This window comes from Terriglobales bacterium, assembly GCA_035567895.1.
Classification (GTDB): Bacteria; Acidobacteriota; Terriglobia; order Terriglobales; family Acidobacteriaceae; genus Gp1-AA112.
Genome location: DATMPC010000009.1, coordinates 56367 through 77161, shown reverse-complemented (window position 1 = coordinate 77161; position 20795 = coordinate 56367). Strand labels below are relative to the sequence as shown.

The 20795-nt window shown below is 55.0% G+C and carries 18 protein-coding genes; 8 read left to right on the top strand and 10 right to left on the bottom strand.

Translation table 11 applies throughout. The annotated features are described in order from the left end of the window. Positions 1-86 precede the first annotated feature (86 nt). Positions 87-3374 carry a TonB-dependent receptor gene (locus tag VNX88_02165; GenBank protein ID HWY67436.1) on the top strand — a complete coding sequence of 1096 codons (3288 nt, stop codon included), beginning with the start codon at positions 87-89 and terminating at the stop codon, positions 3372-3374. A gap of 118 nt (positions 3375-3492) precedes the next feature. On the opposite strand, the gene VNX88_02160 is transcribed toward VNX88_02165, so the two are convergent. The 5 genes from VNX88_02160 to VNX88_02140 form a co-directional block, all read right to left on the bottom strand. Continuing rightward, entirely contained in the window at positions 3493-4215 is a 723-nt protein-coding gene (locus VNX88_02160) for a hypothetical protein (protein HWY67435.1), read from the bottom strand. Positions 4216-4615: 400 nt separating this feature from the next. Continuing rightward, on the bottom strand, positions 4616-6319 hold the full coding sequence (locus VNX88_02155) for an ABC transporter permease subunit (GenBank protein ID HWY67434.1): 1704 nt from the start codon (positions 6317-6319) through the stop codon (positions 4616-4618). A gap of 29 nt (positions 6320-6348) precedes the next feature. After that, positions 6349-7695 carry a nitrate/sulfonate/bicarbonate ABC transporter ATP-binding protein gene (locus tag VNX88_02150; GenBank protein HWY67433.1) on the bottom strand — a complete coding sequence of 449 codons (1347 nt, stop codon included), beginning with the start codon at positions 7693-7695 and terminating at the stop codon, positions 6349-6351. Positions 7696-8164: 469 nt separating this feature from the next. Further along, positions 8165-8524, bottom strand: coding sequence for a hypothetical protein (locus VNX88_02145; protein HWY67432.1), 360 nt, complete (start codon positions 8522-8524; stop codon positions 8165-8167). 352 nt (positions 8525-8876) lie between these two features. After that, positions 8877-9833: a helix-turn-helix domain-containing protein gene (locus VNX88_02140; protein ID HWY67431.1), complete on the bottom strand. Its 957-nt coding sequence runs from the start codon at positions 9831-9833 to the stop codon at positions 8877-8879. Positions 9834-10027: 194 nt separating this feature from the next. Here VNX88_02140 and VNX88_02135 point away from each other — a divergent pair, with 194 nt between their 5' ends. After that, on the top strand, positions 10028-10393 hold the full coding sequence (locus tag VNX88_02135; protein HWY67430.1) for a nuclear transport factor 2 family protein: 366 nt from the start codon (positions 10028-10030) through the stop codon (positions 10391-10393). A gap of 24 nt (positions 10394-10417) precedes the next feature. On the opposite strand, the gene VNX88_02130 is transcribed toward VNX88_02135, so the two are convergent. Both VNX88_02130 and VNX88_02125 read right to left on the bottom strand, forming a co-directional pair. Beyond that, positions 10418-10834 carry a hypothetical protein gene (locus VNX88_02130; protein ID HWY67429.1) on the bottom strand — a complete coding sequence of 139 codons (417 nt, stop codon included), beginning with the start codon at positions 10832-10834 and terminating at the stop codon, positions 10418-10420. Between the two features lie 215 nt (positions 10835-11049). Continuing rightward, positions 11050-11667, bottom strand: coding sequence for an ABATE domain-containing protein (locus VNX88_02125; GenBank protein ID HWY67428.1), 618 nt, complete (start codon positions 11665-11667; stop codon positions 11050-11052). A gap of 108 nt (positions 11668-11775) precedes the next feature. Here VNX88_02125 and VNX88_02120 point away from each other — a divergent pair, with 108 nt between their 5' ends. Together VNX88_02120 and VNX88_02115 are read left to right on the top strand one after the other, a co-directional pair. After that, positions 11776-12651 carry an alpha/beta hydrolase gene (locus VNX88_02120; protein HWY67427.1) on the top strand — a complete coding sequence of 292 codons (876 nt, stop codon included), beginning with the start codon at positions 11776-11778 and terminating at the stop codon, positions 12649-12651. A gap of 316 nt (positions 12652-12967) precedes the next feature. Then, positions 12968-13378, top strand: coding sequence for a hypothetical protein (locus VNX88_02115; GenBank protein ID HWY67426.1), 411 nt, complete (start codon positions 12968-12970; stop codon positions 13376-13378). A gap of 129 nt (positions 13379-13507) precedes the next feature. Here VNX88_02115 and VNX88_02110 read toward each other — a convergent pair whose 3' ends face one another. Beyond that, entirely contained in the window at positions 13508-15214 is a 1707-nt protein-coding gene (locus tag VNX88_02110; protein ID HWY67425.1) for a VWA domain-containing protein, read from the bottom strand. A 291-nt stretch (positions 15215-15505) separates the two neighbouring features. Here VNX88_02110 and VNX88_02105 point away from each other — a divergent pair, with 291 nt between their 5' ends. Further along, a complete protein-coding gene (locus VNX88_02105) occupies positions 15506-16447 on the top strand; it encodes an aldo/keto reductase (GenBank protein ID HWY67424.1) in 942 nt (313 codons plus the stop codon). Positions 16448-16653: 206 nt separating this feature from the next. Next, complete coding sequence (locus tag VNX88_02100; protein HWY67423.1) at positions 16654-17106, top strand: hypothetical protein; 453 nt, start codon at positions 16654-16656, stop codon at positions 17104-17106. Between the two features lie 47 nt (positions 17107-17153). Here the strand turns inward: VNX88_02100 and VNX88_02095 are convergent, their stop codons facing one another. Together VNX88_02095 and VNX88_02090 are read right to left on the bottom strand one after the other, a co-directional pair. Continuing rightward, positions 17154-17780 (bottom strand): hypothetical protein, encoded by a 627-nt coding sequence (locus VNX88_02095; protein ID HWY67422.1) that lies wholly within the window; start codon positions 17778-17780, stop codon positions 17154-17156. A gap of 67 nt (positions 17781-17847) precedes the next feature. Beyond that, entirely contained in the window at positions 17848-18609 is a 762-nt protein-coding gene (locus tag VNX88_02090) for a methyltransferase domain-containing protein (GenBank protein HWY67421.1), read from the bottom strand. Positions 18610-18830: 221 nt separating this feature from the next. Between VNX88_02090 and VNX88_02085 the strand changes: the two genes are divergently transcribed. Continuing rightward, a complete protein-coding gene (locus VNX88_02085) occupies positions 18831-19481 on the top strand; it encodes a hypothetical protein (GenBank protein HWY67420.1) in 651 nt (216 codons plus the stop codon). Positions 19482-19596: 115 nt separating this feature from the next. Then, a complete protein-coding gene (locus VNX88_02080) occupies positions 19597-20658 on the top strand; it encodes a hypothetical protein (GenBank protein ID HWY67419.1) in 1062 nt (353 codons plus the stop codon). The last annotated feature ends 137 nt before the right edge of the window (positions 20659-20795 follow it).

Sequence of the window (20795 nt, the reverse complement as noted above, 5' to 3'; positions counted from 1 at the left end):
AGCCTACAAGTGCAGTTTTGCTGTAAGCTGTCCCCATAACTTTTTCCAGAGCACTTCTGCCCCGACTTTTATTGAGGAGTTCCCCTATGAAGTCCCGTCTCGCCTTGCTCTTCTTCCTAGTTCTAGCCGTGCCAGGTGTAATTGCGCAAACGTTTCGTGGCACCATTTTGGGCACAGTAACCGACTCTTCCGGCGCCGTCGTTCCCGGTGCGAAGGTCACCGTACGTCAAGTGGCGACCGGCCTTGAACGAAACACCGAGACCACCTCTGACGGCAGCTACAGCGTTCCTGAACTACCGATGGGCAGCTACACTGTGACTGTCGCTGCAACGGGTTTTCAGACTTCAGTCACGAGGAATGTCATTGTCGACGTTGCGACCGAGCGTCGTGTGGACGCACAGCTACCGGCGGGACAAGTCTCCGAGACTGTCGAAGTTTCAGGAGAGACGCTGTCGCTGGTAGAGACCACGTCGGCTGAACTCGGCGGGACCCTGACTACGAAAGCGATCGAAAATTTGCCCGTCAATGGACGTGACTACACCAAGCTGATCTACCTCAATCCAGGGGTATCCGGCTCGCCCGATCAGATTTCGGATTCCCCCGGATCCTTCGGCACGTTCTCGATGAACGGTTCACGCGGCCGATCGAACAATTTTCTGCTCGACGGCACGGACATGAACGACGGCTTCCGCAACGATCCCGCCATTAACGAGGCTGGAGTTTTTGGCGATCCGGCGACGATTCTCCCCATTGACGCGGTCGCAGAGCTGCGCGTGCTTTCGAACTACGAAGCCGAGTATGGGCGCAATAGCGGGGCTGTGGTGAACATCGTTACGAAGAGTGGTACCAACATATTTCACGGTTCGGGGCTTGAGTTTCTCCGCACTGGTCAAATGGGCGCGCGCAATTACTTCAACAACGTCGGCGGAAAGAATCCTTTCCACAACAACCAATTCGGTGGCGCGTTCGGTGGCCCGATCATCAGGAATCGCACTTTCTTCTACGTCGACTATGAAGGCCAGCGCGAGACCGGCGCTCAGGCTGGACTCAGTTGCGTTCCCGATCCCAAGCAAATCGCCGCCGACATAGCTGCGAACGGGAATCCCAATCCGGTAATTGCCTCGCTGCTCAAACGCAATCCCTGGCCCGTGCCGAATCTTGCTGTGACCAGCGATGACTCGGGATGCCCGAACGGCGGGAATCTCTCTACGGCCACGCGCTTCAAGAATCGCGTGGACAGCATGATCGCGAAGATCGATCACAACTTCGATAGCAATAACCTGCTTACCGGCCGCTACTACTTTGGGGACAGCGATCAGAGCTTCCCCTTTGCTCAGCTAGCCGGAGGCTTGCTGCCGGGCTTCAACACGGTCACGCCGACGCGTGTACAACTGGTTTCGCTGTCGTACGTGAAGGTCGTGAACCCAAAGCAGGTGAACGAAGCGCGTCTGGGATGGAATCGCTTTGCCGAGGGATTCTTCCCCGAAGACAGCGCGTTCAATCCAAGCTCCATCGGCTTGAACACAGGCGCACAGCCTTTCGATTTCGGGTTGCCGAAGATCTCGGCTGCCGGATTTTCAGTCATTGGCGCGACCGCCAGCGTGCCGCGTGATCGTGTCGACTCCAACTGGCACTTCATCGACAACTACACCTGGAAAGCAGGTAGGAACGATATCAAGTTCGGATATGAGTACCGTCGGACGACCATCAAAGTCATCCAGGACTCGAATTTCCGCGGCAGGCTCTCATTCGACACGCTGAGCGACTTCCTGCAAGGCGTTCCAAGCGGCGGCTCGCAGGCGCAAGGCTTCACCGCGCGCCATTCAGTCGAGAATAGTCACAGCTTCTACGCTCAGGATAGCTTCCGCGCCACTCCGCGCTTAACCCTGAACTTAGGCCTGCGCTGGGACTATTTTGGTTTGGTAAGCGAGAGGGATAATCTCTTTTACCATTTCGATCCCACATTGGATGCCGTCTTCCAAGTGGGAACTGGTGGTACTTCGCGGAATTTGTACGAGCCCGATTACAACAACTTTGCTCCGCGTTTGGCCTTCGCCTACGACGTCCGTGGTCAGGGAAAGACTGTGGTTCGCGGTGGCTGGGGATTGTTCTACGACGCGTTCTCGCAGGACATCTTTCTCGGACACGTGCCGTTCAACTGCACGTTCTGTCCCGGCCCCGCCTATTCAGGGATTGGACCGGCAGCCATCTCTTTTGCGGGCTTGAGCGGAACGCCGTTGTCCGCCAATACTCCTGTGTATTCAAGTCCGGCACCCCTGGGAGACTTCTTCGGAGTCGATCCGCACATCCGCACGCCCTATGTCCAGAATTTCAATCTAAATATCCAGCGGCAGCTTGGCAGTAGGGCTGTCGCCCAGATTGGATACGTCGGTGCAAAGGGTACCAAGCTTTTCCGTTTTCGGGACATCAATCAGCCCAGTCAGGCTGCGATTACGGCCTCTGATCTGGCCAACGGCATTCAGAGCTTTAGTGTTCCCAGGCCATTTAGCAATTTCTTTTTCATCAATCAGGAGGAAGCCAGCGCCAATTCCATCTATCACAGCCTGCAGACAAGTCTGCGGCTCAGCGGTTTCCACGGAATAACCTCGCAAGCGAACTACGTTTACTCGCACTCCATCGACAACGCCAGCGACAGCGAGGACTTCATTCCCAATGCTGCACAGCCGAACAACAGTCTTGCTCCCAATCTGGAACGCGGAAATTCCAACTTCGATATTCGCAACCGCTTCACCTGGAACTTCACCTATGAGTTTCCAAATCGCAAGGGAAGTCACGCACGACTCACCGATGGCTGGGGTCTCGACGGAGTCCTAAACCTGCAGGACGGCCAGCCGTTCTCGTTCAACTACAACTTCGAGGGCGATTTTTCGGGGGCGGGAGAAGGATTTGACCGTCCCGATCTCGCCGGACCGGTTCGTTACGGCAAGGTGCCATTCAATTTCATCGATCTAACGTCGTTCCGCGTGCCGTGCACGATCGCCGCTGGCGTCACTTCTGCGTCCGACACAGATTGTGTGCCGGGCACGCGGCACTTCGGCAACCTCGGACGCAACTCCCTGCGCGGTCCGAGCTTCAAGGAATTCAACGCGACCATCTTCAAGAACACGCCGCTCACAGAGCACGTAACGCTGCACTTGCGCGCGGAGTTCTTCAACCTGTTCAACCATCCGAACTTGGCGAATCCGGAGTTGCCGAACTTTATCGCCGATCCGGCGGTAAACGGACTTGATGGCGCAGGTCGCGGCATCGGTTCCTACGCGCTAACTGCTACCGGAGATGTGGGCATTGGCAATCCATTCCTCGGCGGCGGTGGTCCGCGTGGATTGCAATTCGCGGCCAAGATCAGTTTTTAGCGAGCGCAAGCTGAAAAGCAGAGACGTACGCTGCAGCGGACGTCTCTGCTTCGATGGGTCTTGGTTGGGGGATCAGAACGCTAGTTTGACCCCCAAACTATTCAGGGCTCTTCTTCAATTACTTTGGCGGAGGAGTGGGGTCCGTCGGAAGCTGCTTCCCGTCGTAGAGGATCTTCGTCTCCGAGCCGAAACGCTTGTAGTCCGTGTACTTGATGATGATGCGAATGTCGACGTCGCCTCCCTTGAAGTGCAGCGTGTCTTTCGCGCTAGTGTATGTGGGGAACCAGTAGACGTTGTCGACCTGTTCTCGGTAGGTCGTGAAGCGCGGAAACAAATTTTCGTCCTTGCCGCTGCGCAGATCTGGCACTGACTTTCCGTAGGTTTTCACGATCTGGAAATCATGATTGTCCACCCAAATGCGACCCTGAAAGCGTCGATGAGTCTTTTCGATCTGCTTCGGCGCGATGTCGAACACGTAAGTCTGCAGCTCGTCTTCGCGCTGTTGGCCTACGTACAAGATGTTGTAATCGGGAATCTCATCAGTCGTGAGCACAAATGGCATTACATTCTGCAGATCGTTTGTGTCTTCACTTGTCATTGAGATGCGCGTGAGCGTTGGCTCCGGAGCATAGGTCACTGCGATCGAACGCTTACCGTGCGTGTCGAAGTTTACGTCCCAATCCTGGCGATATTCGCCGTCGGCAGTGTTGCCTTCCAGTGTCTGAATGATGTTGGATTGCCGATACGTGTAGTGGGCGCGCGCCGCCTGAAAATCTTTCTCCTTAGCTGCAAATCGCCGAATAATCTCGTCAACCTGGATCCCCGAGGGCGATGTCGACACCACTGCTCCCTCTCCCCGTTGCGCCTGTGCAGACAAAACGCAGAAGAAAGTCACGAGAGTCAGGAGACCGAGCAGAATGAAAGACTTGAGCTGCGGAAAAGCTCGAAATGACAATGAATTGTAAGTATCACGGGGTGACATCTATCTACTTAGACGTGCAAACTCTCCGCCAAGACGCACAAATACCGCGTCCCGAATTCATTAATCGAGAGTTGTTCGTCTTATCCCTTTGCTTGTACAGACGCAAATTCCGCGAAGGAGTTGCGATCACTTGGGACAATGTGGCCCTTTATTTTGACTTTTGCGAGGGCGCTGTTCGGAGCCCGTAAGGTTGCGCGCGGCCTTGGCAGAACGGAAGAATCATCCCACGGACTGTACATTTTCCTAGTGGCGGGCTGGCTCAAGCATCAAGCCTGAATCGAGTTTCCGCGAGACGATAGAGAGGACGCCACACCAGACGATTCACCGTCACCACCATCGTTGCCATCACAATTGTGGAAAGCAGAAGTAGCGGGAAGTTTCCGGTATCGGTCGCACGGCTGATTGCTGCGCCCAGCCCCAGAGTCGACAAGGTTTGGTCTTTCATATGGAAATACTCTGCGACAATGCTGGCGTTCCATGCGCCTCCGGATGCAGTGACGAGCCCGGTGATCAGATAAGGAAAAATGCCAGGCAGGATCACCGTCTTCCAACGGTCTCTCTTCGATAAGTTGAAGACATCAGCGACTTCGCGCAGGTCCGAGGGGATGGCCATGGCTCCGGCGATCACGTTAAACAGGATGTACCACTGAGTGCCTAGCAGCATGAGCGCAATTGACCCGACGCCGAGCCCTCCGCCCAACTGCACAATGCCCAGCAGCAGAATAGGAAACAGAGCCGTTGCCGGCACCGACGCAGCGATCTGTGCGAGCGGTTGCGCGATGCGAGCCAGGCGCGGATGGAAGCCGATGGCTACGCCTGCTGGGATCGTCCAGGCGGAGGCAATGAGCAACGAAGCATTCACGCGCAGGAAAGTCGCTGCCGCACTCTTGAGAGTCAGAAGAAAATTGGATCGATCCACGTCGCGCAGTAGTCCGATTGCGCGGGTTGAGGCGTAGATAGTGACAGTGGCAAGAACTGCAATTATGAGGACAGCGAGCGTGTAACTCAGCGCTTTATCTGTCTTCTTCTCAGGCCGGGGACGCTGCGCTTTTTGAGCCAGGCTCAGCACGAACTGTTCAGCGAGTGGCCGGACAATCCTCTTGCTCAACACCTTCACCGCCTGAGAGCGCCGCAAAGCTTCCAGAATAGGAGACCTGGGTACTGCGACGCTCTCCACCTGCTCGAACTTGAACTTGTCCGACCAGGCAATGATCGGCCGCCACACGAGTTGGTCGAGCAGCACGATGATTCCGATCATCGTCGCGAGCCCCCACAGGATGGAGACCGTGTCGCTGGCGCTAGCCGCCGTTTGTAAGTAGGATCCAAGCCCAGGCAGGCGAAAGTCGCGCTTCCCCAGCACGAACATCTCGCAGGCCATCAGGAAGAACCAGCCGCCGGCAACTGATACCATCGAGTTCCAAACCAATCCGATGGTGCCGTAAGGCAGTTCCAAAGTGAAAAAGCGTTGTAACGGCGAAAGCTTATAGATGCGTGTAGCTTCATGCAGCTCTCGCGGAATACTCTTCAGCGATGAATAGAAGCTGAAAGCCATATTCCAGACTTGTCCAGTGAAGATCAGGATCACGACGCCTATTTCCAGCCCTAATTGTCGCGTCGGTATCAGGGCAACGAGAGCCAACATCACACCGGGGAGGAAGCTAAGTACCGGAATGGACTGAAGCACGTCGAGGATCGCGAGCAGCGGCGCTTCGAGGCGAGGCTTGTGAGCGGCCAACCATCCATATCCAAGAGCAAACACCAGGCTCAGAAAGTACGCAATCAGAATGCGAACCAGCGAGTAGAAGGCGTACACCGGGAGTGCCGTGGGAGAGCGATCGATCTGGGCTACGCGTACAAACCCGCCAGACCAGTAGCGTGCGATCAGAACGATTCCGTAAAAACACGCTAGCCCACAGAAGAGAACTACAAAGTCAGTGGCAACCGTCCATGTCGGTTGTTTCACCACTGAGCGCGCGAAAGTGCGGACACGGATCACTGCTTCACCTGATTCAGAGGGGGCGATGGTTCTACTCCCTGCGGAAGCATCAGGCGGTGTCGGCCGGCATCGTAGTCAAAGATCTCGGCATAGCGACCCCAGTTGATCGCGGTTTCCATCTGCTTGATGGTTTCATCCTCGCTGAATTGCTCGTCCAGGAGATCGTGGAAGAATTCTTCATGAACCGCATGGTCCGACTTGCTCTCGAGCACTCGCGTGATTTGCCGGAAAAGCAATAAACGTTTGAGCAAGGCTTCACGGAAGAGTTCCTTTTGCCGCTGGATCTCTGCGTACGCGAACGCACGGCCCTCGGGAGTGATCTCGGCATAGCCCTGTTCGACCTTGAGGAAGCCGAGCATGACGGCGGCATCTATGAGCGGAAGCAGATCGTCGATTTCGAAGCTCAGGTCTTTCGCGAGCCGGGAGATTTCCTCTCGTCCGCCGCGATCGTCGAGCATTTCGAGCAGTCCGGCGATGCCGCCGGGACGAACGTGCGGCAGCATCTCATACATGGTCTTCGCCCCCTGCTGCTGAGCGGGTTGCTCGTGCTGTCCCGGAACAGACGGGACCGCCTCGGGCTGCGTGAGCACGGTATAGATGTAATCGATGTAACGGTTGAAAAGTGACTCTTTGCGGTCGCGCGGCCGAGGCAATTGCACGCGGAAGTCGGTGCGGATGCGCGCGGGATTTCGTCCGAGTACGATGACACGATCGGCAAGCAACACTGCTTCCTCAATGTTGTGCGTGACGATGAAGATGGACCGTGTGGGAATTTCCTTCTTTTCCCACAGCTCAAGCAATTCACTGCGGAGGTTCTCTGCCGTGAGAACATCGAGGGCAGAAAACGGCTCATCCATGAAGAGCACTTCCGGTTCGATCACCAGAGCACGTGCGAACCCGACACGCTGTTTCATTCCGCCGGACAGTTCTTTCGGATACGCTGCCTCAAAACCATCGAGACCGACTGTGTCCAAAATCTTGAGTGCACGCTTGCGCCGCGGAATCGCGGGCACTCCTGTCGCTTTCAGAGGCAGCTCGACATTATCGAGAACCGTGAGCCATGGAAAAAGCGCAAAGCTCTGAAAAACGATCGCGACATTCGGTTTCACGGTGCCGAGGGGCTCGCCGTGCCAGAGAACGCGACCTGCGGACGGCGTCGAGAGTCCGGTAAGAATCCGAAGCAGAGTGGACTTGCCGGAACCTGATGGACCAAGCAGTGCCACGATTTCGCCGGAATTTATGGTCAGATCTGTGGGCGCAATCACCAGGATCGGATCGCCATGGGGCTGTGGGTACGACTTCTGTACCTGTTTTGCTTCGACGATGATTGTTTCCTGGTGCATCGATCAGTTAGCTCCGCCTATCCAGCACGCTGGGCGTGTCACATGATTCTATGGATTGGAACGTGAAAGGGGAATGATAAGGAACACTACAGCACACAGCCTTGACGAAGAACCGTTAACTCAGTGACTCACTCGCGAGCTTCCTGATATGTAAAGCGCGCGTCTCAGTTGTTGCCTTGCCGGGTGCCCCGCCCTTGATTTTGTTTTCTCATAATGAACCCACCAGGTGGGTGCCCTACCTTCCGCGATGTTCGGAGGGTGGGCTGCAATGAATTATGCAACTCTGGATTGAGTCTTCGACTTGTATCATTCCTGAAACGGGCATGTCAAAGCAGTTCTAAGCAAGCCATTGCAGGCAGCATGGCCACCCTCCGAAAGTCGCGGAGGGTAGGGCACCCACCGCTTCGGTTCGTTAGCAAACAGCGAAACACTAAATGGGGGAAAGGCTGAGGCACTCGGCCCGGTCAATTTATTTGGCCGCTTCATCTGCGCATTTGACGCGCCATTTTTCACCGCAGAACGCGACGGCATCCCTCGCAGCAGATTCTAATTGCGATGCCTCTTGTGGGTCCGTGGCGGCATTAGCCGCTTCCTTCAGAACCCTGATTGCTTCTGGCGGCGACTCCCTGTGGATGAACATCATCGCACGAATCCCGTTTTTCCTTTCCGTCGGAGAAGCCTTTCTGGTCTTCAACTTTGTCAGTAAATCGGGGATCGCAGGGCTCCCAACTCCGAAAAGTGCCGATACGGCCGGGAATTTATCGTGCGCATCGAAGACGTGAAGCTTTTCAGCGTCACTATCTGGCCTGCGAAAGTCCAGCAGATCCACCAGAACCGCGATTCCTAAGGGTGAACGGAATTCGCCCAGACGCCGAATTGCCAACGTGACGCATTCCGGGTCAGCCGTGCGCGCCTGCGCCTCAAGGAATTGAACTAGATCGGCAGGATCGGATTCGACTGGCTTTGGACACTCCAGTGCTCGCGCAAGACCTGAAACAAGCACTACGAATATCACGCCGACTGTAAAATTCCGTCGCCGGGTGCCCCGCCCTTGATTTTGTTTTCTCATAATGCACCCACCGCTTCGGTTCGTTAGCAAACAGCGAAACACTAAATGGGGGAAAGGCTGGTGCACCCCGCAGGGAGTATACGGGAGCGCAGTGCCGCGTCTTCCTGTTCTCTCATGGCGTTTTGACAAGTACCTGCTTGTTCCAAGGCGCCACACTTTCCTCATACTCCATGGGATCGCCGAAACCTTCGGTCTGAACGCCGAGTTGGCGCAGAACGTCTAAGGCCATCAATCGGCGATGGGCGTTGAAGGTCATGATATGGGCGAAGACGCCGCCAAACGTGAAGGTCTCCGCCGGTTCGCACAGACCGTCGACGAACGTATCATCCCAGGCGGAGCGGTTTCGGACGTCACTCAAAATACGATCCAGTTCAGCATCGGTCTTTTCGAGCCTTTGCAGCATCGCTTGTGGGGAACGCCGCGACTTAGGAGGGTTCATATCGGTACTCGTTCCGGACAGCGCGGCGGTCCAAACTTCTTTCGTGAAGATAATGTTTTCCAACAACTGCCTTAGCGTCTTATTCGACTCCCGCCAGGGCAGCAACTCAACGACCGTGGCCAGCGGCCGATCCAATTGCTCGTCTGTCAAGGTATTCGCATATTCCAACAAACGCCGCGTGTGCCAGGAGTCGTTGCCTGCAAATCGATCAAATAAATCCATGTCACTTCCTCCTTTGGTTGAGGAACCAGGGGCAAAAAAGTGAATTTTGTTGGACGCCGGCAAATGAAAGTGCGGATCACGCATGCGCCGATAGAGGCTCGGAGAGATCCGAAAAGCTTTTCGGAAAGCGCGAGTGAACGCCTCCAACGAACCGTAGTTGGCGTCCAGGGCGACGTCCGTGACCGACATTCCGGTATGCGCCAGTTGATATGCGGCTCTTTCCAACAACAACCGTCGTCGCATGGCACCCGGAGTTTCTTCGATCACCGTTCGGAACAACCTGTGAAACTGCGTGCGGCTTTGGTACGCCTGGCGCGCTAGATCCTGCGTTTTCGCCTGAGTGTCCAGCGAGCTCACCACGATTGCAGAGAGACGGTCTGCCGTGTCCTGACCGTCCGCTTTACTCATGGTTCCTCATCCTGAACGAATCATAGACAAACGATGAGCCTCGCGCCTGATCGTACGTACCAATCTTCTCCATTGAGGTAAACCCAGGGATCCGAAACAGGCACGTGTTGGTGCGACTTTCCTCGCGATGCCTGCATCTAGACAACGCCCAGGATTATCAAGCGCCTCGGCAAGATGCCCAGAGGAGACAAGCGATGTCCAATAGCATATCGACCTTGCTGATCCGCAATCTTCGTGATGTCTTCGGTGAAAACGACCCCGCGCGTCGGCGCGCGGCCATCGACGAGCTCTACACCGAAGACTGTGTGTTCTACGACCCCAGCAAGGGAGTCTACCGTGGCCGTGACGAGATCGATCGCATCGCCGGCGCGGTCAAGGCTACTCACCCTGATTTTCAATATCAGCCAACTAACGAGCCCGAGGAATCGGGCAATGGCGGGCTGGTCCGATGGGTATCGGGCCGCCCCGGCGAGGCGCCGGCTTACTCCGGAACTGATGTCATCATTGCCCGGGACGGCCGAATTGCCGCCCTTTATCTATTTTTCGACAAGCTACCCTGAGCTGCATTCTGCCGTGCGACAGTCCTATACGTGGGATTTGGCAACGGAAGCGAACCCGGCGCGTCGCATGAGCAGCATGGCAAGGAAGCCGCCGGCGAGAACGTCGAACGAAAGGCAGAAGCCGGGCCACCACACCGGGACACCGGGATTCTGAATGAACCGGTGATGAAAGAAGTCGAAAACTCCGTGTCCGGCGAGGGCAGCCACAATCAGCCAAAGGTTCTTCTTGAAGCCTGCCACGGCCAGCACGAAAAAAGCGCAAGCAATTAGGGACTCCAAGACCAGCACCCGCGTCGAACTCCCCACGACGGCAAACAAAATGTAATAGGTGGCAATCACTATCGCCACCGTCGGATAGAAGACGCGGTCGCGATCAAATCCAACCAGCATGGCGAAGGCGCACGCTACCACTGCTAGTCCAACCCCGATCAGGTATTCCATAGATTCCTTTCGTCTGCTTTGGAGCGAGTTCCACATCTTCTAAAGCCATCGCCAATACTCTTGTGTGACCATAATCACGTATTGGAGGATGAATGCTGGGTGGCCGCTCTTGATTTTGTTTTCCCTTAATGAATCGACCAGGTGAATGCTCCCAACACAACAGCCGCAGATAGAACAGATCAAACTGTCCCGTTTTGATCTCCACGTCATGCGGGCTAGCGCTGGCGGGCGGCGTAGGCCGCCACCTTGAGGCGGTTGCCGCACAGCCGCATGCTGCACCAGCGCCGGGTCCCTTTCTTGCTGGTGTCGTGGAAGTGCAGCACGCATTGTCCGCACTTGCGCACGCGATTCCGGTCCGCCTCGGCGAAGAGCGTGGCCACGCTGTGGGCCAGCGGAGCAAACAGGTCTTCGGGCTGATGCGGTTCAAACCAGAGTTCTGTGGCGGGCTTTTTCTGCGAGCTTAACCGGACGCGCATGGGATGCTCCGCCATCAGCTGGTTCACTTCTTTCACCATTGCCGGATGAACTGAAGCCCCGTCTTCCCAGGTAGTGACCTGTTTCCTCAGCCGCTCGCGCCACTGCCGCATCTCCTCGACTATCCGCTTGCCGGCGGGAGACTCCGCCCACTTTTTTGCCAGCTCATGTGCCTGATGCTCAGTCAAGACCCCGGCAGCTCGAAACCACCGAACGAGTGCCGCGAAGTCCGGCAACAACTCGGTCGCCTCGCCATCCAGGACGGGTCGGGTATTCAGGAAATCCAGAGCTAACTCATTTCCAACAAAGAGAAAGCCATCTCTCCAATCAGGTCCCTCAATGCGCTCGACCGGTTTCATCGCCATCCTGTGTAAATTTCTTAACACCAATAATGAAACTTTTTATCGGTTAGTTCATCCGATGCGGTGGGCAAGTAAAACGTCGCAAGAGCCTAAAGGAGGCACACTATGACTAGCTATCACTTTGCCGAGTTTGACGGCAAGAAGATCTTTTACCGCGAAGCCGGCGCCAGATCCGCACCCGCAATCCTGCTGTTGCATGGCTTCCCCACCTCTTCGCACATGTTCCGCAACCTGATCCCGGCCCTGGCTGAGCATTACCACGTGGTCGCGCCCGACCTGCCAGGTTTCGGCTTTTCCATCACTCCCGACCGCAAGACCGTCCGTTACAACTTTGAAAACCTGGCCAAAGTGATCGGGAAGTTCACTGAGACTATCAAGCTGGAACGCTTCGCTCTCTACATCTTCGACTACGGCGCGCCTGTCGGTTTGCGGCTGGCTCTGGCACATCCGGAGCGCATCATCGCCATCATCTCGCAGAACGGCAATGCCTACGAAGAAGGCTTGAGCGAAGCATGGAACCCGATCCAGCGATACTGGAAAGAGCCCACCGAGGACAACCGCAACGCGTTGCGCGAGTTCCTGACGCCCGAAGCCACCAAGTGGCAATATACCCACGGCGTGGCCGATGGGTCACAGGTTGCCCCGGAGAGTTACACGCTCGATAGCGCGCTGCTGACCCGGCCCGGCAACGACGAGATCCAACTCGACCTTTGCCTCGACTACGCGAGCAACGTGGCACTGTATCCCAAATTCCAGGAATACTTCCGCACCAAGCGGCCACCTCTGCTTGCCGTCTGGGGCAAGAACGATCCGTTCTTCCTTCCTCCCGGTGCAGAGGCCTTCAGGCGCGACAATCCAAACGCAGAAGTGAAGTTGCTGGACACCGGGCACTTCGCACTCGAGACCCACGTCGAGGAGATTGCCCGCGAGATCCTGGACTTTCTCGGACGCAAGCTCGTGCGAACAGCCTCGGTTGCATGAAGGCCGTTCCGATCCCAGTTGCCGGGTGTACCGCCCTTGATTTTGCTTTCCCTTAATGAACTCACCAGGTGGGTGCTCTTCGATAGAACGAAGGGCACCTGCATCTTCGGATCGTTGGCACGCAGCGAAACACCAAGTTTGACCGTTGCCGCGTTCTAGATGAGATTGTTGCGAGTTTTGAGGGTATCTTTGCTGTCAGCCATGCTCTGGCCCTCCATGCAAAGAGAAATTCGGCGATAATTCCACTCCAACCGCACACAGAGCATCTGCCCGGTACTCCAACTTCGCGATTGTCCACAGGAGGGATGAATTCGTTATGACGACGACGCTCTTTCTTCGAATCGCTTCGGCCATTTCGCTGTTGTTCACGCTCGGTCACAGCTCAGGCGGCCTGCAGAAGTGGTCACCGATGGGGGACAACGAGGTATTGAAGGCCATGACGGCTGTTCATTTCGACGTTATGGGCACGAATCGCTCGTACCTCGACTTCTACCTGGGCTTCGGCTGGAGCATCAGTGTGGCCATGCTGATGCAGACGCTACTCTTGTGGCAAATGGCCTCCCTGGCCCGGACTAGTCCGGCAAGCGTGCGGCCCATGATCGCGGTAATTGCGCTTGCAACCGTCGCTAGCGGTGTGATCGCCTGGCGTTTCATCTTTCCGGTACCGGCGCTCTTCACGGTCGCGTTGGTGATTCCCCTGGCGGCAGCGTACGTCGTGGCGCGTTAATGGCTCTGGGTGGCCATCTTCCCGTTTTAGGTTCTGCAACGGATTGTTGCGCTGTGGGTGCCGGGTGTGCGCCCGGCAGTCTTCGCCTGGGTCACTTTGGGAAACTTTCCGTTCTGCTCCCTCTGCTTCCTACATTACCGGCATCGAGACGGTGCCGACATTCTCACTGAGATCGTCGCGAACGATGAAGCGAAGCCTTGTGCTTGCCGCAGGGATTTCCATTTCGTTTCCGTAAAGAAATCCGTGCGTTCTGATGCGTTGCAGCTCTTCCCTTGTGGGATGAAGATCTAGCTGCTGCGTCAAGTCGTTCAGCACCTTTCCCTTGTCGTTCATTGCCAGAACGACGATGTGCAAACGGATGTGATTGCCATCGGCTTCGTCAATACTGAGAGCCCCCGGGGCAATACCAAGCTGGAAGTTTCTCTTGTTACGTCTCTCCAGGAATGGACTAGTTCCGGCTGAGGGTTTTTCCGCTTTTCCGCCTGAGTCTGACCAGCGGGCGCTGATTGGGACTCCACGGAACTCGACTGGCGTCTGAGAGGCCTCGGCTACGTCTCGCTTGCGTCTCTCCTCAGGATCGCCTGTGAGACCTACCGAGTAGTATCCGTTTCGTGCCTTAACGTCCAGATTCTCGCCGCGCACCTTCACGCGTATTTTTCGCCACTGGCTCCTGTCGCTTGGCTTGACGTAGTAGGTGAGAAGGTAATAGTGGGAAGTGAGGTCCGACATTTTCTGGAAGCAGTGTCGATCCCGGCGCATGAGGCAGTAGTCACCCCCAGTTCGCTGCGCCAGGTCCCAGAAATTTTGAATGCGTTGGATTTCAGGTGTGAGCGACAAGTGAGTACTTCTGCTCGGGTCGGGCAGCATATGCATCGTGTCCCGGAACGCCGCATTAGAACTTTCCAGCACGGTATCAATCGGCGTGACGACGATTGTCGCTGCATTCAGCAACTTCCAGGTTTCTTCATATTCATCAACCAGACGAAGCGATCTCGTATCCATGATCCGAGGCAAGACAATTCCTCCCGATACCCAGATCAGCGATTTCATTCCGGGAACGGAGGACAACCCGCGTGCGAGTTGGCGCAGCTCCAGCAGCGTGGTCTCGCGATCGTTGTCGGCAATGAATTTGTCAAAGCTATCTTTCCCCTGGGTGACAGATGGATCGCCAAAGAATTCCTTCTCGAGCGCTTCATATTCAGCGGAAACGTCGATCTGCTGCAGGAGTGTTCCAGAATCATCCTTCTGCACAACCGCATCGCTTTCCAAGTCGTGCTTTCCATCTCGCTTCAGATGACGAACGAGTGTCTCCAGCACTTGAGGGTCGTTTGTGAAGTCGTGAATGACTCTCAGCCCGCTGCGACTAAGGATCGCCAGCATAGTCGGTCGATCGGCGCGATAAGAGTGCTGCAGATAATCGAGAAGCTCGCGCTTTACCGGCTCTTGATTGAGATAAGGCGTGTTAATCAAGTCAAGCGCTATGATCGTCATCGTCACCGGGCCATCGGAGAGCACTTCGTTCGTGTAGATTCCGGGAGGCGGTGAAATCGGTTTCGCTGACTGCGCCAGGCCAACCTCCTCGAAAGTGGCCAACGTCATCGGATGACCATCTTCTTCGATCTCGAAATCACCCTTGGGAAGGCCGGTTACATGCTTCCCGTGACTCAGAACAATGACCGGAACTGTGACCAGCTCCGTTCGAGCAACGAACTTCTGCACGCTCGCTGGAGGATTTTGATGAGCACCCAGCGGCAGATTGAGTAAAACGAAAAGAAATGCAATGACTGACAGGAAGTATCTGCGAACGGAAGGGTTACCGGTACGAGCTAGAGTCATAGTGGCCGGCGCTGTCGCAAATTATACGCGCGGTTTACTGTGGCCGTGTGTCCCGCCTTTGATCTTGTTTTCCCTTAATGAACCCGCCAGATGGGCGGCGTATCCTCCGCCATGTCACGGAGGGCTGGGACCCTCGTCTACGGCTTGCTAGCAAACAGCGAAACACCAAATGGAAGAAAAGGCTGCGGCACCCGGCGCCGGCACCCACAACGAGATATCAACAAAAGTTAAACCGTGTTGAAACAAAAGTGCATTATTGTCTAGAAGCGAGATAGTGCCGAGGAGTCAATCATGATCGAATCTTCCGATTTTCGGAGCATGGGAATACCGCTTAACCACGGAGGCCGGATGCCGGCACTCGGGTTCGGCACACTGATTCCTTATGCCGCCGCAACTATAAGCGCTACCAGGGACGCGCTAGAGGCCGGATTTCGACACTTCGATTGCGCGGAGCGATACGGCAACGAGCTTGAAGTAGGCGAAGCGTTACAGGCAGGACTTGCCGCTGGCGGGATCGCGCGCGAAGACGTCTTCGTCACAACCAAATTGTGGAACACCAATCATCGGCCTGAGCGCGTGAGACCGGCTTTCGATGCGAGTCTGGATCGACTCAGGCTCAACTACCTGGATCTCTACCTCATTCATACTCCATTTGCGTTCCAACCGGGGGACGAGCAAGATCCGCGGGATCAAAACGGCAATGTCATCTACGACCGCGGCGTGACTCTGCTCGATACCTGGAGAGCGATGGAGAGTCTCGTAGATCAAGGCAGATGCCGCGCCATCGGCTTGTCGGACATCGACTTGAGCGAACTGATGCCCCTCTATGAATCTGCAAGAATCAAGCCAGCCGTGGTCCAGGTGGAGTCGCATCCGTATCTTCCCGAAACGGACCTTCTGGAATTCTGCAAGAAGAATGGCGTTGTGCTCTTGGCTTTTGCGCCCCTGGGTCACGGAATGAGGCCGGGGCCGCTCGAAGACCCAGTGATTTTGACAATCGCCGTACGAATTAAAAAGACGCCGGCGCAAGTGCTGCTGGCATGGGCGGTGCAGCGTGGCACGGCTTTACTTACTACGCCTAGAACTGCGGCTCGGGCGAAGGAGAATTTCGACATCTCCGCCCTACCGGAAGATGCATTCAACGAAATCAATCGAATTCAGACTCGACAGAGACTCAATGAGGTGGTGAAAACCGGCGTCCCAGGATTCATTCCACGAGGTCGTTCCGCATGAAACCTTTCGGAGGATGAATGCGCCTGAATATATTTCTCCTAGTGGTAATGGTCATTGTTGTGCCAGCCCGGTTCGCCTTCGCAGGGTCGCCATTCCTATGTCCGATTGCAGTCAATTCTGTTCACGGAAACGCACTCGCACTCGTCAACGACACTATTCAATGGAACGGACAGACTGGCAAACTGATCAGGCACCAGTTCACTGTGATGTCGAAGAATGTCAACGATTACCAGAAGATTTCCGCACCTGTGACTTATTGGGGCGCCTGGCGTTGGGAAGTCGTTCTAGACGTGAATAAAGAAAGTGAGCACCCCTTCTCGATGTCCTGCCTGGTGCCGTTGGTCACGGACGATGCACGTTTCCTGATTCTCCTAAGAACCGGGGATGCATTCGGTGCGGTCTTGCGCATATATCGTAAAGGTGATTCCAGCATCCGGATGGAAGACGGCTCGATAAAAGGCGTTCTGGTTAGAGAGATCAAACTCGATGAATTGTGGCCTGAAGGGAAAATTGAGTCCTTTTGGTCGGATCACACACCTGAATGGTTTGCTGGAGGCAGCTTTGATTTTCCTGAAGATAACCTTCATCTGGTTCATAAGACCCGCTGGGGAACGACTGTCCGCATTGACTTACAGGATGGCCGGGTGCTGAAAGAGTAAGAACTGTCTTCCCCCAACTGACACATACATCGACACAACCCGAACATCTATGAGGGCTTTTCAGAACGTCCTTCAAGTCGTGACACTAACTCATCGAACAGCGCTGGTAACTTCGCTAAGGGATACCTCTCTCCCTCTGTCCTGACGTCCGGCGAAAGCATCTCGATAAGGCCAAGCCGGTATTCAACGTCGTACTCTCCCAATGTGTCATCGAGCAACAAGTAACCGATTTGCTTCCAGTCGGCATTGCTCTCTTGGTAACCAGGAATAAACAGATACAAGCCAGCTGTCTTTCCGTTATCAAGTAACGAGAATCGGACATCTGCTGAGTCAACGCGCTTATCTCGAAATTCCACAATGTTTGGAGGTATTCGGCGCGGACGAAAGGCAGTTACCAGGAATCGATCCAAAGCAGGTGCGGCGTTCACTATCGTAGTAACAGCTGGAAATGCGCTTTTTATGCCGCCTGCACTGATAACGAATTCTCTTCTTGTCGCCCTTGGACCAAATTCGAAAGTAAGGTGCGCATCAACCTTTTGCAGCTCACTTGCGAGTTGGTCGAAAATCCTTTCACGTTCAGTTTCCTTATCAGGATCGAATCGAAATAGCTCTCGTTCATGCTGGAGAAACCAAGCCCAAAACTGTTCTGCAGCTGTCCTCTTGGTTTTCTCCACTGATCGACCTCACGTCAGAATCAAAATGCGAACGTTCCAATATCTGCAAACCTAAAGTGTTCCTCTTTCACGCTTTCCACGCTGCAATTCGCAATCTCCGGTAGTCGAGCACCCAACTGCCATCCCGAAACAGCTCACTCCTGCATTGCCGTTCCACCTCTCGAATCCATCGCTGCGCGTCCTGTTCGCCCATCTTTTCAAGGAACGTCTGTCGGAACACGCGAATCCAGTTTTCCAGTCCTCGCTCCCCCTCTTCCAGCTTCGTCGGCCGATCGAACAGCGATGCTTCACGCACTTCCAGGCCATGCTTCTCCAGCAGTCCCGCATATTCTGCAATGCTCGGGTAAAACCACGGACCCACGGCCTCCGGTTCTGGCATTTCCAAGGCCGCCAATGCCCGGTGAAATCCCTCCACCAGCCTTCGAATATTCCCCTTGCCTCCAAACTCTGCCACGAATCGTCCGCCGGATTTCAGCGCCTCCACTACCCCGGCGATTACTTGCTCCGCCTCTGGAATCCAGTGCAACACCGCATTGGAAAACACTGCATCAAATTCCGCGTTAAATCGAAGCTGTCTCGCGTCCATCGTCTCAAAGTTCAGCGCCGGGAATTTCTTTCTCGCCTGCGAAATCATCTCCTCTGACTGGTCAACCCCCAGCATTTGTGCGCCGCTTTTGCCAATTTCCGCTGTCAACACTCCAGTCCCGCAACCAACATCGAGAATCCGCTCGTTGGCCTGCGGCGCCAGCAGCTCCACCAGTCCCTTTGCCTTCTCATAGACAAACGCATGTTTCGCGTCGTATTGCGCCGCATCCCACCGATTGGTCATTTCCCTCAATTTATACTCCCGGGTGCCCGCGGCCACTTTGATTTAGTTGTTTTGGCTGAAGGCGTTTGCTTGCTGACGTATCTCTCGGCGCATCTGGATGCAGCCGGAAATTTCACACCGGGCACACATGGAGGCTGGGAGCCTGAGGCCAGAGCTAAAATGGGAAGGACGGGCCACTCGTCTACCCCTTTTGGTCCCTTTGGTTTGCTCACGGAGGATGAATGCGCCTCAAGATGTTTTTCCTAGTCGTGATAGCCGTCATAGCCTCGGCTTCGTTCTCATTCGCTGGACCACCGTTCCCATGCCCCACGGCAGTCAACTCTGTCCACGGAAACGCTCTGGCAATCGTTCATGACACGATTGATTGGAAAGGCGACACAGGCAAACTGCTGAGCATTCAGTTCACAGTCATGTCGAAGGCTGCCTTTCTCAACGACTATCAGAGGATTTCTGCGCCTGTGACGTACTGGGGTGATTGGGCTTGGGCGGTTGTTCTAGATATGAATAAAGAAGCTGATCGGAGCTTCTCGTTCTGCGGCGTGCCACTGATTACGGATGATGCCCATTTCCTGATTTTGCTGGCAACCGGACCTGCATTCAGGTCGGCTCTGCGCATATACCGCCAAGGCGATTCTAGCGACCGGATGGAGGACGGAACCATAAAAGGCGTTCTGGTTAAGGAGATCAAACTCAATGAATTGTGGCCCGCGGCGAAGATTGATCCGATTCTCGTTTGGACAGATCACACACCAGAGTGGTTCGCTTTTGGCACTTTTGATTTTACTCCCGATAACCTTCAACTAATTCATAAGACCCGCTGGGGAAACGCCGTCCGCATTAACTTGTCGGATGGCAAGGTGCTGAAGGAGTAGGACCCACACAAAGGGGACGGCCGAAACGCGTCTAAATCCCTAGCTCGACTTCACCTCAAAAAAAAGGACGCAGCGCGGGCTTGCTCCTTCGTTCCAATGACGAGGATAGCCTCCCATGAACCGTAATCGAGTCTCGATGGTTGTTCTTTTGCTTTCCGCCCTTACCATTGCTCAGTCTGGTGTTCCGTCCCCTCAGCAAAAACCGGTGGGGGAAATAATGGGAACCGTAGTAGATGAGAGGAGTGAGCCTGTTGCAGGTGCGAAGCTACATGTGGCACTAAGAATCGGGGCTGTTGTTGCCAAGGCGATCCAGTATTTCGACTCAGATGATCATGGTTCTTTTGCCGTTCCAGTGTGGGATTTCGGCACCTATTTCGTTTATGTGGGCAAGGAAAGCGCGGGTTACCCGGATACGCTTTCCTTTTACCCGGAGAGGGTGCCACTCGTAGAGGTTACAGGTGAGAACCCCAATCCGCGAGTGATTGTAAATCTTGGGCCGAAAGCAGCTGTTCTAAGCGGTACCGTCAGAGATGCCAAAACCGGCAGGCCGCTATCAAGCGCCTTCAATCTGCATTGGGTCGATCAGCCAAAAAGGTTCTATTCAACCTCCGAATCACCGAGCTTCCGACTGCTCGTTCCTCCCCGACAAGATATAACGCTCGATGTAACCGCTTCGGGCTACGAGAAGTGGGTTTATAACACTCAACCTGTATTGCGTCTTGAACCGGGGGCACGAATGCGCTTAGACGTTGTCTTGGAGCGATCCAACAATGATGCGTTTGGCCATGTGCAGTACCTCGTGCCTACCGGCTATGTAGGATGGGTGAGAATTCGTTTTGACACGCAAGATGGAGCAGCTGCTGCTACAGAAGGTGGAGTCGCAATTGTGAAGGTTCCGTCGAGTGGTGAACTAATGACATCCTCACCCGTACCGGAGATTGGCGCACGTGAGGAATACCTTTTCCTGTCGCCGGACGATTCTACTCGTCCAATACCCTTGGATTACTGGAATGACGACGGCATGATCTGGGGAGAGCACGAGGTCATGAGAGGAGGACATCGTAGCGAAATCGATTTTTTTGTCGGAAGCGAGGAACAATTCCTTCAACACATATCCAAAGCGGAACGCCAGTTCTGGGTGCTTGAGCAGAACGATGAACAGACGCAGGCACATTGATTTAACAGGCAGTCGCTGCGCTCATCTTCATCGCGGAGGGTACGGCACCCGACCTAGTGCGCTCATCAAGGGAAAACGAGAATCAAGAGCGGGACACGCGGCGTAATTGTTTGAGATGGCGGCGGAGATCTTCAGCA

Coding starts and splice junctions, on each gene's coding strand:
- VNX88_02165 (HWY67436.1), top strand. CDS start 87: ATGAAGTCCCGTCTCGCCTTGCTCTTCTTCCTAGTTCTAGCCGTGCCA.
- VNX88_02150 (HWY67433.1), bottom strand. CDS start 7,695: ATGCACCAGGAAACAATCATCGTCGAAGCAAAACAGGTACAGAAGTCG.
- VNX88_02140 (HWY67431.1), bottom strand. CDS start 9,833: ATGAGTAAAGCGGACGGTCAGGACACGGCAGACCGTCTCTCTGCAATC.
- VNX88_02135 (HWY67430.1), top strand. CDS start 10,028: ATGTCCAATAGCATATCGACCTTGCTGATCCGCAATCTTCGTGATGTC.
- VNX88_02130 (HWY67429.1), bottom strand. CDS start 10,834: ATGGAATACCTGATCGGGGTTGGACTAGCAGTGGTAGCGTGCGCCTTC.
- VNX88_02125 (HWY67428.1), bottom strand. CDS start 11,667: ATGAAACCGGTCGAGCGCATTGAGGGACCTGATTGGAGAGATGGCTTT.
- VNX88_02120 (HWY67427.1), top strand. CDS start 11,776: ATGACTAGCTATCACTTTGCCGAGTTTGACGGCAAGAAGATCTTTTAC.
- VNX88_02115 (HWY67426.1), top strand. CDS start 12,968: ATGACGACGACGCTCTTTCTTCGAATCGCTTCGGCCATTTCGCTGTTG.
- VNX88_02110 (HWY67425.1), bottom strand. CDS start 15,214: ATGACTCTAGCTCGTACCGGTAACCCTTCCGTTCGCAGATACTTCCTG.
- VNX88_02105 (HWY67424.1), top strand. CDS start 15,506: ATGATCGAATCTTCCGATTTTCGGAGCATGGGAATACCGCTTAACCAC.
- VNX88_02100 (HWY67423.1), top strand. CDS start 16,654: ATGTCGAAGAATGTCAACGATTACCAGAAGATTTCCGCACCTGTGACT.
- VNX88_02090 (HWY67421.1), bottom strand. CDS start 18,609: ATGACCAATCGGTGGGATGCGGCGCAATACGACGCGAAACATGCGTTT.
- VNX88_02085 (HWY67420.1), top strand. CDS start 18,831: ATGCGCCTCAAGATGTTTTTCCTAGTCGTGATAGCCGTCATAGCCTCG.
- VNX88_02080 (HWY67419.1), top strand. CDS start 19,597: ATGAACCGTAATCGAGTCTCGATGGTTGTTCTTTTGCTTTCCGCCCTT.